The sequence below is a fragment of the Rhodopseudomonas sp. NSM genome (genome assembly GCF_052445935.1).
In the GTDB taxonomy this organism is placed as follows: Bacteria; Pseudomonadota; Alphaproteobacteria; order Rhizobiales; family Xanthobacteraceae; genus Rhodopseudomonas.
On the sequence record NZ_JBQTCH010000003.1, the window covers coordinates 619,433 to 632,892 of the forward strand.

The following is a 13,460-nucleotide window of genomic DNA, read 5'->3' on the forward strand; positions in this document are numbered from 1 at the left end:
TCGTAGCGCTTCTCTATATTGGTGCGGCTGGTAGTCGAATGAAGGAGGGGCGCCGGGGCGCATTCCTCAAACGATTTGGGAGAGAACATGCGTAAATCCATATTTGTAGTTGCATCGATCGCCGCGCTCGCGCTGACCGGCCCTGCCGCGGCGCAGCAGCCGATGATCGTCAAATTCAGCCACGTGGTGGCGGACAATACGCCGAAGGGTCAGGCCGCGATCAGGTTCAAGGAGCTGGCCGAGAAATACACCAACGGCAAGGTGAAGGTCGAAGTCTATCCGAACTCGCAACTGTTCGGCGACGCCAAGGAAATGGAAGCGGTCGCGCTCGGCGACGTGCAGTTCATCGCGCCGTCGCTGTCGAAGTTCGACAAGTTCACCAAGCAGATTCAGGTGTTCGACCTGCCGTTCCTGTTCAACGACATCGCCGCGGTCGATCGTTTCCAGGCCGGAAAGGCCGGACAGGATCTGCTCCGCTCGATGGAATCGAAGAACTTCCTCGGCCTTGCCTACTGGCACAACGGCATGAAGCAGATCTCGGCCAACAAGCCGCTGCTGAAGCCGGAAGACGCGAAGGGTCTCAAGTTCCGCATCCAGGCGTCCGACATTCTCGCCGCGCAATTCCAGGCTCTGAACGCCACCCCGCAGAAGCTCGCCTTCTCGGAAGTCTATCAGGCGCTGCAGGTCGGCACCGTCGACGGCCAGGAGAACACCTGGTCCAACATCTTCTCGCAGAAGTTCTATGAAGTGCAGAAGGACATCACCGAGTCCGATCACGGCGTGATCGACTACATGGTCGTGGTCAACGCCAAGTGGTGGAACGCTCTGCCGAAGGACCTGCAGGACGCCATGAAGAAGGCGATGGACGAGGCCACCAAGGTCAACAACGACGTCGCCGGCAAGCTCAACGACGAAGCCAAGCAGAAGATCGCCGCTTCGGGCACCAGCAAGATTCATCAGCTCACGCCCGAGCAGCGCAAGCAGTGGGTCGCCGCGATGAAGCCGGTGTGGGCCAAGTTCGAAGGCGCGATCGGCAAGGACCTGATCGACGCTGCGGTAGCGTCGAACGAATCGAAGACCAACTGATCGAGCGCTATCGATCGATCGATTGAATGACGGCGGTCGCGGAATTCCGCGGCCGCCGTTGTGACGACCTTGGGGGAGGAAGCCGGTGACGTTGCGGACGCTGTTCCATCGCATCGAGGAGGGGCTGATCGCCCTGATCCTCGGCGCGATGACGATTCTGACATTCGTGCAGGTCGTCCTGCGCTACGGCTTCAATTCCGGCTTCATCTGGGCGCTCGAGGCGAACTTCTATCTGTTCGCCTGGCTGGTGATGATCGGCATCGCCTATTGCGTCCGCGTCCGGGCCCATATCGGCGTCGATGCGGCCGTCAATCTGCTGCCCGCGGGCGGCCGGCGCATCGTCGGCCTGATCGTCGTGGCGCTGGCGCTGCTCTATGCCGGCCTGATGGTCTACGGCTCCTACGAATACATCAACCGCCTGATGATCATCGACGTCGAGGCCGAGGATATTCCGGTCAAGCGCTGGATTCTCAGCATCTGCCTGCCGCTCGGCTTCGCGGCGCTGTTCATCCGTCTGCTCGAAATGGGCTGGCGGATCATCACCGGGCAATCCGGCGGTTATGAACTCGCCAACGAGGCCCAGGAAGCGGTGGAGCATCACCTCCCCAATCATCAAGAACTCGACGCCACGACGGTGCAGCGATGAACACCATCTTTCTGTTCGCCGCGCTGTTCGCGATGCTCGGCCTCGGCATGCCGATCGCGATGTCGCTCGGCCTGTCGTCGATCCTGACCATCCTGCTGTTCCAGAACGACAGTCTGGCCTCGCTGTCGCTCAAATTCTTCCAGACCACCGAGCAGTTCACGCTGCTGGCGATTCCCTTCTTCATTCTGGCCGGCAATTTTCTCACCACCGGCGGCGTCGCCAAGCGGATGATCAATTTCGCGATCTCCGCCGTCGGCCATCTGCCGGGCGGCCTGGCGATCGCGTCGGTGCTGGCCTGCATGCTGTTCGCGGCGGTGTCGGGATCGTCGCCGGCCACCGTGGTGGCGATCGGCTCGATCGTGATCGCCGGCATGGTCAAGGTCGGCTACACCCAGTCCTTCGCCACCGGCGTGATCGTGAACGCCGGCACGCTCGGCATTCTGATCCCGCCCTCGATCGTGATGGTGGTGTTCGCCGCGGCCACCGAATCGTCGGTGGGGCGGCTGTTCATCGCCGGCATCATTCCCGGCCTGCTGCTCGGCCTCGCGCTGATGGTGGCGATCTACGTCACGGCGCGGATCAAGAAGCTGCCGCGACAGCCCAAGGCGTCCTGGGGCGAGCGGCTGTCGCTGTTCGGCCAGGCCTCGTGGGGGCTGCTGCTGATCCTGATCGTGATGGGCGGCATCTATGGCGGCATCTTCACGCCGACCGAAGCCGCCGCGGTGGCCGCGGTCTATGCCTTCGTCGCCGCCGTGTTCATCTATCGCGACCTCAAGATCGTCGAGGTGCCGCGGGTGCTGCTGGATTCCGGCCGGGTCTCGGTGATGCTGATGTTCATCATCTGCAACGCCTTCCTGTTCGCCCACGTCCTGACCACCGCGCAGATTCCGCAGGACATCGCCCGGCTGATCACGGACGCGCAGCTGCAGCCCTGGCACTTCCTGCTGATCGTCAACATCATCCTGCTGGTTGCCGGCAATTTCATGGATCCGACTGCGATCGTGCTGATCACCGCGCCGATCCTGTTCCCGACCGCGATGCAACTCGGCATCGATCCGATCCATCTCGGTATCATCTATGTGGTGAACATGGAGATCGGGCTGGTGACCCCACCTGTCGGGCTCAATTTGTTCGTCGCCTCAGGCATCACAGGCATGCCGCTCACCAAGGTGGTGCGCGCGGCCGCGCCGTGGCTGCTGGTGCTGCTCAGCTTCCTGATGATCATCACCTACATTCCGGAGATCTCCACCTTCCTGCCCAATCTCGTGTTCGGGCCGGCGATCAAGTAGGCGCGTGACGGAATGTTGCGATTGCTTCCGAACGCGGTCGATATGTTTCCGCCGGATTACATCTTGGTAATCAGCGGCTTTCTGTCGAAACCGTAAGTTGATCGGGCGCCGGGCGGACCACATCTTCAGGGCTCCTTTGCAAGGAGGCTTCCATGAAGAAGGTTCTGTTCGCCAGCGCCACCGCGCTGGTTCTCGCCGGGACGTCCGCCGCCTACGCGCAGCACCGCGGCTGGCTCGATCATCATCGCGATCATCGCGCTGATCGTTCCTGGGCCAGCGCGGAGGACCGCGCCGCCTTCGCCGATGCGCGGATCGCAGCGGTGAGGGCGGGGCTGAGGCTGACGCCCGATCAGGAGAAGCTGTGGCCGCCGCTCGAAACCGCCGTCAAGGAATTCGCCAAGCTGCGGATCGACCGCGCCGAGGCGCGGATGAAGGCGCGCGACGACGACCGTGACAGCCGGGGCGGAGGCGATCCGGTCGAGCGGCTGCGCGACCGTGCCGACGGCATGGCCGCCACCGCCGCCGCAATGAAGAAGATCGCCGATGCCGCCGATCCGCTCTACAAGTCGCTCGACGACGCCCAGAAGCGGCGGCTGCGGGCATTGACCCGGTTCGAGGGATTCGGCGGCGGATGGGGCATGGGTCGGCACCATCCTCACTTCAAGCACCAGGACGACGACCGCGACCGGCGCCGGGATCGCGACTGGGATCGCGACCGCGGACCCCGTCCCGGCATGATGGACGACCGCGACGACGCCGACGACGGTCCGGGCCCGCGCCAGCTCTGAGTGCGGCGCCAGCCCTGTCGGCCGCGAAAACCGCCGGGCGTCCGGCGGTTTTCCGCCTTCCAAAAAGATCGATCCGGAGCGGGAAAAAGTCGCCCGGCTTGCTGGACATCCCCGGCCTGCTTTGCTAAACGCAGCCGTCCCGAACGGGAAATTCCGGATCGGTTCCGGGCGCATAGCTCAGTTGGTAGAGCAGCTGACTCTTAATCAGCGGGTCCCAGGTTCGAGCCCTGGTGCGCCCACCACCCCGATCCAAGATCTGGACCCTGCAATCGCCTGAGAAGGCCGAACGGAACGGTGTTGAACGTTCTGCTGCCGGGTCGTCGGCCGGGGCTGATCCGCTGCAGCCGATGCGATGCAAGTACGGGACCAGGCACGAGACCAGGCCGCGCTGACCGTTCACTGATCATGTCGACAGATGTTGCCGGTCGTCCTCGATCAGCCGGCCGACGAACGCCTTCACCTTGTCGTCGCCTTCACCACGTCGTCGATCCTCCCACTTGCCGACGGACCGCTCAGCGTCGCGTTGCGCCGAGAGCTGTACCGAACCCCCGAGCCGCGGTGTAGCGGTCGTGTCATGAAACCGTGATAACTCGCGTCCAGGCGCCATCGACATGTCGGGAGACGAGGGTGAAGTACTGGTTCAAAGCGGGCATCGGCGGGTTGGCGCTGGCGGTCATCACCGTGGTCGGCACAGGGGCGAGCCTCGCGCTCGACCAGCGCTACACCGACGCCGATGGCGACATGATCGCGGATGTCCCGACCGACCCGAGCAAGCTGATCGATCCCGGCACGTTGGTGTTCGCCTACACGCCGGTCGAGGACCCTGCCGTCTACACCAAGGTCTGGGAAGGCTTCCTCAAGCACATGGAAACCGTGACCGGCAAGAAAGTGCAGTTCTTCCCGGTGCAGTCGAACGCCGCCCAGATCGAGGCGATGCGTGCCGGCCGCCTGCACATTGCTGCCTTCAATACCGGCTCGAATCCGATCGCGGTCGCCTGTGCGGGCTTCCGCCCGTTCGCCATGATGGCGGCCAAGAACGACGAGTTCGGCTACCGGATGCAGTTCATCACCTATCCCGGGTCGGGCATCGAATCGATCGAGGACATCAAAGGAAAGAAACTCGCTTTTACGGCCGAAACCTCGAATTCCGGGTTCAAGGCGCCGTCGGCGCTGCTTCGCGACCAGTTCAAGATGGAAGCCAACAAGGACTACGAGCCGGTATTCTCCGGCAAGCACGACAATTCGATCCTCGGCGTCGCCAACAAGGATTACGCGGCTGCTTCGATCGCATCTTCGGTGATGGATCGGATGATCGCCCGCAACGTGATCAAGCGCGAGCAGGTCAAGGTCATCTACCAGTCAGATCGATTCCCGACCTCCGGCTATGGCGTCGTGTACAATTTGAAGCCGGAACTGCAGGACAAGATCAAGTCTGCGTTCTTCTCCTTCAAATGGGAAGGATCGGACTTGCTCGCGGAGTTCGGAAAGTCCGAGCCGCCCCAGGAGAAGTTCGTCGAGATCTCGTTCAAGGATTCGTGGAAAGTGGTTCGCGACATCGATGCTGCGATGGGCATCAAGTACACTTGCAAATGAGGGCGTAGCCGCCTCGGGATCGTATTATCGATGCTTCGAATCCAGGGGCTGACCAAGACCTACTCCAACGGGGAGACCGCTTTGAAAGGCGTCTCCGTCTCTGTCGGAGCAGGCGAGATCATCGGCCTGATCGGACCCTCGGGAGCGGGCAAGTCGACGCTGATCCGCTGCGTCAACCGGCTGATCGAGCCCAGCGCGGGGAGTGTTCAGCTCGGGGCGGTGGAACTCACCGGCCTCACGGGAGGTGCGCTTCGTCGACAACGCCGCCAGATCGGCATGATCTTCCAGGAATACGCGCTGATCGAGCGCCTCACCGTGATGGAAAACGTGCTCGCCGGACGACTCGGCTACACCGGATTCTGGCGGAGCTGGTTCAGGCGCTTCGCGCAGGTCGACATCGATCGTGCGATCGCGCTTCTCGAGCGCGTGGGGCTCATCGAACACATCGACAAGCGCGCCGACGCTCTCTCGGGCGGCCAGCGCCAACGCGTCGGCATCGCGCGTGCCCTGATCCAGCAGCCGAAGCTGCTGCTGGTCGACGAGCCGACGGCGAGCCTCGATCCCAAGACGTCCCGGTCGGTGATGCGGCTGCTGACGGAACTGTGCATCGAAAGCAGACTTGCGGCGATCGTCAACATCCACGATGTGGCCCTCGCGCAGGCGTTCCTTCCCCGCATCGTCGGGCTCAACGCCGGGACGGTCGTCTACGATGGTCCTTCCAGCGGACTATCTGCCGATGTGCTGACCTCGATCTATGGCGAAGAGGATTGGGCAAGGACCGCGGCGGGCGGCGTCGGCGGCGACGACGACGAGGAACCGGAGATCTTCGCTCGCCTGGAATCCGCGCAGTGAGCGCTTCCGCATCGGGGGCCGGGCCGGCCGATATCGTTCCGGTCTCGACGCGTGGCTGGCAGCCGCCTCGACTGATCGAGAGCGCGTGGATCCGTTGGGCCGCCCTGCTCGGGGTCACATCCTATCTCGTTCTGGCCCTTGCCACGATCGACGTGGACTGGCGGCGGATGTCCGAAGGTGTCGTGCGTGCCGCCCGGCTGTTCGAAGGCTTTCTCACCCCGAATTTCACGGCGCGCTGGAGCGACATTCAGCAAGGCGTGATCGAGAGCCTGACCATGACCGTCACGGCGACGGTGGCCGGTGTGCTGCTGGCTGTGCCGATCGGCCTGGGCGCTGCGCGCAATCTCGCGCCATGGTGGCTCTACGGCATCTGCCGCGGCGTTATCGCGGCGTCGCGCGCCTTGCAGGACATCATCGTGGCGATCTTCTTCGTCGCGATGTTCGGCTTCGGTCCGTTCGCGGGCTTTCTGACGCTCACCGTCTCGACGATCGGGTTTCTCTCCAAGCTCCTCGCCGACGACATCGAGGAGATCGACCCGGCGCAGGTGGAGTCGATCCGCGCGACGGGGGCCGGATTCTGGCAGGTGATCGACTATGCGGTGCTGAGCCAGGTGATGCCGCGCCTCGTCGGCCTCACGGCCTACAAGGTCGACATCAACTTCCGCGAATCCTCGGTGATCGGCATCGTCGGCGCGGGGGGCATCGGCGCGACGCTCAACACCTCTCTCGATCGCTACGAGTTCGACACGGCGGGCGCCATCCTCCTCATCATCATCGGCATTGTCATGGCCTGCGAATACGGCGCCGGCGCCATCCGGAAGCGGTTCGCCTGAGATGCCGACGTCGCGCACGTCTGCCGGCAGGCTGTCCGGATGGCAGGTCAAGACCGCTGCTCGCATGCGTCTCGAATGGCTCGGCTGGCTGGCCCTCGTTGCGCTGACGGTGCTCTGCTGGCGGGTGATGACGGAAGGCACCGTCTGGGCGTTCGTCGAGGACGCGCCCCGGCAGGCGGCCGATCTGTTCGGCCGCATGGTGCCGCCGCGATGGTCTTACGCCAGCAACCTGTGGCGTCCGCTCTGGGACACGATCAACATGGCGACGCTCGGCACCGCGATCGCGATCGTGATTGCGACGCCGCTCGCCTTCCTGGCGGCGCGCAACACGACGCCGAGCCTGATCGTGCTGCGCCCCCTGGCCCTGTTCGTGATCGTCGCCTCGCGTTCGGTCAACGCGCTGGTGTGGGGGCTGCTGCTCGTCGCCGTGCTCGGCCCCGGCGTCCTGGCCGGCATCATCGCCATCGCATTGCGCTCGATCGGGTTCATCGGAAAGCTGCTCTACGAAGCGATCGAGGAGATCGACGAGACGCAGGTCGAGGCGATCAGGGCGACCGGAGCTTCACCTCCGCAACTGATCACTTACGCCATCGTGCCACAACTGCTGCCCGCCTTCGCGACCATCGCGGTGTTCCGCTGGGACATCAACATCCGTGAATCGACCGTGCTCGGACTGGTCGGCGCCGGTGGGCTCGGACTGGCGCTGGAGGCGTCGCTCAACACGCTGGCGTGGCCGCAAGTGAGCGTGATCCTGCTGATGATTCTGGCGACCGTCGTGTTCAGCGAGTGGCTGACCGCGAAGGTCCGCAAGGGCATCGTTTGAGGAACGGGTGCTGCCGAGCTGATTTTTCGGAGCGTCGACGGCAACGCCATCATTCGGATGCGCGGCGAAACGGCGTCGAGCCTCGAGTGACCGGTCCTGCCAGCGGAGAACGCGACGCGGTGCTCGTCGTTTAACAATCGCCCGACGAGACCCGCCGCGACCTCGCGAACACCGATGCCGGGCGCTGCGTCATCTTGCCAGCGCCAGCAGGGCGTCGAGATCGAGATTGTCCTCGCAATGGTCGGCGAGGGCGTCGAGCGCGTCTTCGACGCGGCGCTCGAAGTCGAGGCCGGAGGTCGCGGCGCCGAGCGTGGTCAGCCATGCCGAGCGGAACGCGTCGCCGCCGAACAGCCCGTGCAGATACGCGCCCATGACGCGGCCGTCCGCCGACACCGCACCCTCGGGCCGCGGTTCGCCGCGGCCGTCGTCGAGCAGCAGCCATGGCTGCGCGAGGCCCGCGCCGGTGGTGCGCCCCATGTGCATTTCGTAACCGGTGACGCGACAGCCGCCGCGCCGGTCGACCGCATCGATCTCCGTCAGACGCTTGTCGTCCGAAATCTCGGTCTCGACATCGAGCAGGCCGAGGCCGGGCGTTTCACCCGCCGGCCCCTCGATGCCCAGCGGATCGCGCACGACCCGTCCCAGCATCTGAAAGCCCGCGCACAGGCCGACGACGCGGCCGCCGCGGCGGACATGCGCGCGGATGTCGATATCCCAGCCTTCGCGGCGGATCAGGTCGAGTTCGGTGCGCGTCGCCTTCGAGCCCGGCAGCACCACGACGTCGACGTCGCCGGGGATCGGGGAGCCGGGCTGAATCCAGCGCAGATCGACGTCGGGCTCCGCCGCCAGCGGATCGAGATCGTCGAAATTCGCCACGCGCTGCAGCCGCGGCACCGCGATCCTGACCCGGCCGCGGCTCGCGGCCGCGGCGCGCTCGAGCGCCAGCGAGTCTTCCGCCGGCAATCGGTCGGCGCCGGGAAACCAGCGCAGCACGCCGAGAAACGGCCAGCTGGTCTGTTCGGTGATGGTGCGGCATCCCGGCTCGAACAGCGAGAAGTCGCCGCGGAATTTGTTGATCAGATAGCCGGCGACGCGGGCGCGATCGCCGTCGTTGAGCAGCACGTAGCTGCCGACCAGCGCCGCCATCGTGCCGCCGCGGTCGATGTCGGAGAGGAACACGACCGGCAGATCGGCGGCCTCGGCGAAGCGCATGTTGGTGATGTCGGAGGCGCGCAGATACACCTCGGCGCCGCTGCCGGCGCCTTCCACCAGCACGAGATCGGCCTCGCCGGCGAGCCGCTCGAAACTGTCGAGCACCGCCGGGATCAGCCGCTGCCGCATGTGGTGATAGATCCGCGCCGGACAATTGCCGAGCACGCGGCCGCGCAGCACCACCTGCGCCCCGATCTCGGTTTGCGGCTTCAGCAATACCGGGTTCATGTGGATCGACGGCGCGGTCCGGCACGCGCGCGCCTGCAGCGCCTGCGCCCGGCCGATCTCGCCGCGTGCCGCCGCGCCGTCGGGGCCGGGCGGCAGATCGGGATCGCCGGCGACCGCGGCGTTGTTGCTCATGTTCTGCGCCTTGAACGGACGCACCACCAGCCCGCGGCGGCTGTAGGCGCGGCACAGGCCGGCGACCACCATGCTCTTGCCGACGTCGCTGCTGGTGCCCTGGATCATCAGCGCGCGGGCGCGTCGTGGCGCCGTGGTGGCGCGCGGCGTGAACTGGATGCGGGAGATCAACTCATCAACGTCGGGTGCGGTCATCGGGAGACTCGTCGGGGGAGGGAAGCAAAACGGGTGCAGAGGAATCGCGAGGCGATCCAAAGCCGGCTTGACGCCGGCGCCGCGTCGGCGATACGACGCCGGCGTGATCATCGTCAGCGCTCTCAGCCATGCTCAGGACCTCGTCGCGCGGCTGCGGCCGGCGCGGTCGCTGTCCTTGATGGCGCCGTGGCAGCGTGTCGTCTTCAACGAGGACTGGCTGCCCGAACAACGGCTGATCCTCGCCTTCAACGACGTCGTCGAGACCGGCTCCGTCCATGTCGCGCCTGACGATGCGATCGTGCGCAGGATCATCGATTTCGCGCACGGCTGCGAAAGCGGTGAGGACGTTCTGGTGCATTGCTGGATGGGCGTCAGTCGCTCGCCGGCTGCGGCCTACATCATCGCCTGCGCACGCGCGCCGGGCGACGAGCACGCGATCGCCGAGGAACTGCGCCGCTGTTCGCCGGTGGCGACGCCGAACCGGCTGATGGTGGCGATTGCGGACGACATTCTCGCGCGCAACGGCCGCATGGTCGAGGCGATCGAGCGCATCGGACGGGGCTGTGAGTATGACGGCGAGGCCGGCCCGTTCTGCCTGCCGCTCGACTGGCGTGACGGTCCGGCGCATCAGATCTGACCCTGGCCCGCAATAGCGGCGACGCCCAGCAGCAGTCCGATCTCGGCGAGTTGTTCGGTGGCGCCGAGCACGTCGCCGACATAGCCGCCGAGCAGACGCCGCGCGGCCAGAGCCGGCGCCAGCCCCGCGATCACTGCGGCCGTGACTCCGCAGGCGGCCGCCGCGGGGGCGCCGATCGCCAGCCACATCGTGCCGAGCAGGGTGAACGCCACGGCCGCCGCGGCGCCGCCGCCCCCGAGCCGCGCGGTCGGGTAGTTCAATTTGGCGGTCGCGACATTGCCCGCATAGGGCAGCAGCGACATCACCAGCACGATGCCGGCGCGACCGATGCTGTGTCCGGCCACCAGCGCGGCTGCGCCGAGCCAGGGAGGCAGGCTCGCAAGGAGCACGATGCGGAGGAGCAGGCTCGCGACCAGCGTCACCGCGCCGTAGCTGCCGATCCGGCTGTCCTTGATGATCGAGAGCCGCTGCTCCCGCGTCCGGCCACCAAACAGCCCGTCGACGGTGTCGGCGACGCCGTCTTCGTGCAGGGCGCCGGTGAGGACCACGCCGGCGAGAACCGCGAGCGTGGCTGGCAGCAGGCCCGTCCAGATCGTGGAGGCAATCAGCAGCACGCCGCCGCTAACGAGCCCGATCAGCGCGCCGACCAGAGGGAAGTACTTGGCAGCCGGAAGCACCCAGTCGTCGTCGAGGCGCGAGGCGCCCATCGTCGGAATCAGCGTCATGAACTGGATCGCGTTCAGCAGGGGCTGCAGCCGGCGGATCACGATCGCTGCCCGATCGTGCCGGCCAGAACGTCGGAGAGATCAGCGAATTCGGTGAGGATTCCGGCGGCGGCGCGGACCAGCGGAATCGCCATGAGCGCGCCGGTGCCTTCGCCGAGCCGCAGGCCGAGATCGAGATAGGGCGTCGCCGCCATCGTCTCCAGCAGGACCTTGTGGCCGCGCTCTGCCGAGCGGTGCGAGAACACGCAATAATCCCTTGCTTCTGGATGCAGCCGCACCGCGACCAGCGCTGCGGCGCTGGCGATGAAGCCGTCGATCACCACCGGACGGCGCCGCGCCGCCGCCGCCAAAACGGCGCCGGCCATCATCGCGATTTCATATCCGCCGAATTCGGCGAGGACGTCGAGCGGGGCGGTGGCAGTCGTCCGCGCCGCCGCTTTCTCGGCGATGGCGAGCTTGTGGGCGACGCCGGCGGCGTCGAGCCCCGCGCCGCGGCCGACGCAGTCGGCGATCGGCGCCGCGGCGAGACGATGGGTGATCAGCGCGGCCGAGGTGGTGTTGCCGATGCCCATCTCGCCGATCGCAACGATATCGACGCCGCCGTCGATCGCATCGCAGACCAGCGCGACGGCGGCGTCGATCGCGCGCCGCGCCTCGTCGGTGGTCATCGCCGGCTCGCGGCTGGCATTGCGGGTGCCGCGCCCGATCTTGCGATCGATCAGCCCGGGGCAGGGCGGCAGGTCATCGTCGATGCCGGCATCGACCACGCAGACGTCGGCGCCTGCGGCTCTCGCCAGGACATTCACGCCGACGCATCCGGCGAGATAGGCGCTGACCATCGACCGCGTCACGCTCGCCGGATAGGGCGATACGCTTTCGGCGGCGATCCCGTGATCGCTGGCGAAGATGAACACCGTGGCGCGGTCCGCGCGCGGCGGCGCCGGATGCCAGATCAGTCCGAGTTGCACGGCGAGATCTTCCAGCCGGCCGAGCGAGCCCGGCGGCTTGGCCTTGGCATCGATCCGGCTGCGTAGCAGCGGCTCGAGCGCGGGATCGACGGCAGTGATCGTGCAGAAACGCGGGTCGCTTCGTGGTGCGTGCATGGGGCTGCGAGATGATGAGGAGGAGACAAGCGCGTACCTCCGCGCATGCGGAAGACGCTTCGAAGGCGTCGGACAAACATCTCCGCGCCGTCGCGAGCAGGCTCGGACAGCATCGACAGAACGAAGTCGACGACGATGATGAGGGCGCTACGTGGAAAGCAGATGCGGCATCTGAACGTCCTTCTTCGACCCACCGTCGAATGGCATTGCACAAATCTACGGCCGGTCTCCTGGCTCGCGGATGTTGTCCCGATCGCCTTCCCGAGGCCGTTTTGGCGGACTCAGTGGCGCGTGTGATCGGAAGCGATCCGCTTACAGTTGCGGGGGCAGCCGCGGCTTTGGCGCTTTCGCGCCGCACCGCATTCCCTGTTTCACCTCTCTTGCGAAGAGGCACCGTAGACGATCCGACAAGAGCACGACGACCCGCCGGACGCAAGATGAGAGGAGGCGAGAGTCGGGCTCTACGACGAAGGTGCAAATGCTCCCTGCTGATCGTGCGGTGGACGTCACCGCGCATGTTGGTAGTCGTTCCCGAATCCGCATCGCGCTTGCGCGTCGATGCGAGGCGTGCTCTGTTCGGCATGCCTTCGGTGCCTCTTCGCAAGAGAGGTGAAACAGGGAATGCGGTGCGGCGAGCTTTTCGCCAATTCCGCGGCTGCCCCCGCAACTGTAAGCGGATCGTTCGCGATCAAGCTGCCACTGAGCGATCGTTGTCGCGCTCGGGAAGGCGATCCGGACCATATCCGCGAGCCAGGAGACCGGCCGAAGGCAATCGTCCACTTGATGTCGACGGCGGGTCGACAGCGGAGAATCCCATGATCAATCAGACGTAGTTCGCCGTCGTCCCAGCGCAGATTGCTGATATCGCCAGATCGATCGGCGTCGCGGGCGGTCATTGTCGCGCGTTGCTCGCCCCCGTGATCGGGCGGGCGGCACGACGCACGCCTGTGCGCCAATGCGGGGCCGTCGAGGGCTTCGCCATGGAGTGGGCATGGAACCCAAAGACACCACGACCAACGAGGCCTTCAAGGGCTTCACCAACGAGGCCTGTCCGTTTCTGCCGTGTCATCCCGGCGTCGCGCGCGAATTCAATTGTCTGTTCTGCTACTGCCCGCTGATCGCCTATGAGTGCCCGGGACCCTATCAGGTGTTCACCGATCGCCACGGCCAGCGACGGAAGGATTGCAGCGCCTGCACGCTGCCGCACAACGGCTATCGTCGCTCCTGGAATTTCATCCAGCGGTGGCTCGAGAAGCCGAAGCTGTGGGACGGAAGCGAGCAGGATCCGAAGCGGATCAAGGAGGCGTCGTCGGAATGA

Annotated in this window: 13 protein-coding genes, 1 tRNA gene and 2 riboswitches; of the genes, 11 read left to right on the plus strand and 3 right to left on the minus strand. The window is 65.7% G+C overall.

The features are described from left to right. The first annotated feature begins 87 nt into the window (after window positions 1-87). The 9 genes from ACTZWT_RS11205 (at window position 88) to phnE (ACTZWT_RS11245) (ending at window position 7,910) form a co-directional block, all read left to right on the plus strand. A complete protein-coding gene (locus ACTZWT_RS11205; RefSeq protein ID WP_444769742.1) occupies window positions 88-1,086 on the plus strand; it encodes a TRAP transporter substrate-binding protein in 999 nt (332 codons plus the stop codon). 85 nt (window positions 1,087-1,171) lie between these two features. Then, a complete protein-coding gene (locus ACTZWT_RS11210) occupies window positions 1,172-1,732 on the plus strand; it encodes a TRAP transporter small permease (protein WP_322516602.1) in 561 nt (186 codons plus the stop codon). Then, window positions 1,729-3,021: a TRAP transporter large permease gene (locus tag ACTZWT_RS11215; protein ID WP_444769743.1), complete on the plus strand. Its 1,293-nt coding sequence runs from the start codon at window positions 1,729-1,731 to the stop codon at window positions 3,019-3,021. The genes ACTZWT_RS11210 and ACTZWT_RS11215 overlap by 4 nt, the downstream gene beginning before the upstream one ends. A 152-nt stretch (window positions 3,022-3,173) precedes the next feature. Beyond that, window positions 3,174-3,809, plus strand: coding sequence for a Spy/CpxP family protein refolding chaperone (locus ACTZWT_RS11220; protein WP_444769744.1), 636 nt, complete (start codon window positions 3,174-3,176; stop codon window positions 3,807-3,809). Between the two features lie 166 nt (window positions 3,810-3,975). Next, a tRNA-Lys gene (locus tag ACTZWT_RS11225) sits at window positions 3,976-4,051 on the plus strand. 409 nt (window positions 4,052-4,460) lie between these two features. Next, on the plus strand, window positions 4,461-5,402 hold the full coding sequence (gene phnD / locus ACTZWT_RS11230; RefSeq protein WP_444769903.1) for a phosphate/phosphite/phosphonate ABC transporter substrate-binding protein: 942 nt from the start codon (window positions 4,461-4,463) through the stop codon (window positions 5,400-5,402). A gap of 30 nt (window positions 5,403-5,432) precedes the next feature. After that, window positions 5,433-6,254 (plus strand): phosphonate ABC transporter ATP-binding protein, encoded by an 822-nt coding sequence (gene phnC, locus ACTZWT_RS11235; RefSeq protein ID WP_444769745.1) that lies wholly within the window; start codon window positions 5,433-5,435, stop codon window positions 6,252-6,254. Window positions 6,255-6,286: 32 nt separating this feature from the next. Next, window positions 6,287-7,087, plus strand: coding sequence for a phosphonate ABC transporter, permease protein PhnE (gene phnE, locus ACTZWT_RS11240; protein ID WP_444769904.1), 801 nt, complete (start codon window positions 6,287-6,289; stop codon window positions 7,085-7,087). A gap of 1 nt (window position 7,088) precedes the next feature. Then, window positions 7,089-7,910 (plus strand): phosphonate ABC transporter, permease protein PhnE, encoded by an 822-nt coding sequence (phnE, locus tag ACTZWT_RS11245; RefSeq protein ID WP_444769746.1) that lies wholly within the window; start codon window positions 7,089-7,091, stop codon window positions 7,908-7,910. A 189-nt stretch (window positions 7,911-8,099) separates the two neighbouring features. Here phnE (ACTZWT_RS11245) and ACTZWT_RS11250 read toward each other — a convergent pair whose 3' ends face one another. Beyond that, on the minus strand, window positions 8,100-9,677 hold the full coding sequence (locus ACTZWT_RS11250) for a cobyric acid synthase (protein WP_444769747.1): 1,578 nt from the start codon (window positions 9,675-9,677) through the stop codon (window positions 8,100-8,102). A 103-nt stretch (window positions 9,678-9,780) separates the two neighbouring features. On the opposite strand from ACTZWT_RS11250, the gene ACTZWT_RS11255 reads away from it, so the two are divergent. Next, window positions 9,781-10,314 (plus strand): tyrosine phosphatase family protein, encoded by a 534-nt coding sequence (locus tag ACTZWT_RS11255; protein ID WP_444769748.1) that lies wholly within the window; start codon window positions 9,781-9,783, stop codon window positions 10,312-10,314. Here the strand turns inward: ACTZWT_RS11255 and cobS are convergent. Beyond that, window positions 10,305-11,081: an adenosylcobinamide-GDP ribazoletransferase gene (gene cobS / locus ACTZWT_RS11260; RefSeq protein WP_444769749.1), complete on the minus strand. Its 777-nt coding sequence runs from the start codon at window positions 11,079-11,081 to the stop codon at window positions 10,305-10,307. The genes ACTZWT_RS11255 and cobS overlap by 10 nt on opposite strands. After that, window positions 11,078-12,142 carry a nicotinate-nucleotide--dimethylbenzimidazole phosphoribosyltransferase gene (gene cobT, locus ACTZWT_RS11265; protein WP_444769750.1) on the minus strand — a complete coding sequence of 355 codons (1,065 nt, stop codon included), beginning with the start codon at window positions 12,140-12,142 and terminating at the stop codon, window positions 11,078-11,080. The genes cobS and cobT overlap by 4 nt, the downstream gene beginning before the upstream one ends. A gap of 203 nt (window positions 12,143-12,345) precedes the next feature. Beyond that, window positions 12,346-12,555, minus strand: a riboswitch (cobalamin riboswitch). A 158-nt stretch (window positions 12,556-12,713) separates the two neighbouring features. Then, window positions 12,714-12,923: riboswitch (cobalamin riboswitch) on the plus strand. Window positions 12,924-13,133: 210 nt separating this feature from the next. On the opposite strand from cobT, the gene ACTZWT_RS11270 reads away from it, so the two are divergent. Beyond that, window positions 13,134-13,460, plus strand: coding sequence for a cysteine-rich small domain-containing protein (locus ACTZWT_RS11270; RefSeq protein ID WP_444769751.1), 327 nt, complete (start codon window positions 13,134-13,136; stop codon window positions 13,458-13,460).